The organism is Streptomyces sp. WM6386 (genome assembly GCF_000972385.1).
Classification (GTDB): Bacteria; Actinomycetota; Actinomycetes; order Streptomycetales; family Streptomycetaceae; genus Streptomyces.
In genome coordinates this window covers 1-598 of sequence record NZ_JXTE01000374.1, presented here as the reverse complement: position 1 = coordinate 598, position 598 = coordinate 1, and the positions used below count along the sequence as shown (strand labels likewise).

1 protein-coding gene is annotated in these 598 nt (G+C 69.9%); it reads right to left on the bottom strand.

Going from position 1 to position 598, the window contains the following annotated elements; genetic code table 11:
• Positions 1 to 2 precede the first annotated feature (2 nt).
• On the bottom strand, positions 3 to 598 hold a 596-nt coding region (locus TN53_RS41805; RefSeq protein ID WP_046264130.1), incomplete at its 5' end, for an RICIN domain-containing protein.

Genomic DNA, 598 nt, shown 5'->3' with positions numbered 1-598 from the left:
GGTCAGCTGACCTCGGTGATCCGCCACCGCTGGTTGGAACCGGAGTTGGCCTGCCACGTGGTGACGGCCGCGCCCTCCTTGGTCGCCTGGCCGCCGACCTCCAGAAGCCGCCCGGTCGCCTGGTTCACCAGCGTCCATGTGCCGTCGCCCGTGGTCGACAGGATCCACTCGGTCGCCGGGTCCCGTTCACCGGTATCGGCCTCGATCACCGGCACGTTGTCCCGCACGGCGAGCCGCTTGCCCTCGGCCGGGTCGGCGAAGACGTAGCGCGCACGGTTGCTGCCCTTCTTGCCGTACTTCGCCTCCAGTCGCCACTCCTGCGCGACCGTGCCGTTGGCCGAGTTGATGACCAGGCTCGTGCCGTTCGCGCCGACGGTCACCGCCTTGCCGCTCTGCACACCGGTCAGGGTGTAGGACTTGCCCTTGCTGAACAGGCTCGCGTCCTGCGCGACTCCGGAGACGCCCTTGACGGCGAACGAGGTCACGGACTGCGCGGGGACGGTGAACGTCGCCTTGCCGTCGACGACCTTGACCGGGGCCTGCTTCACCAGCTTGCCGGCCGCGTCGGTGACGGTCGGGGTGACGGTCGCGTCACGCG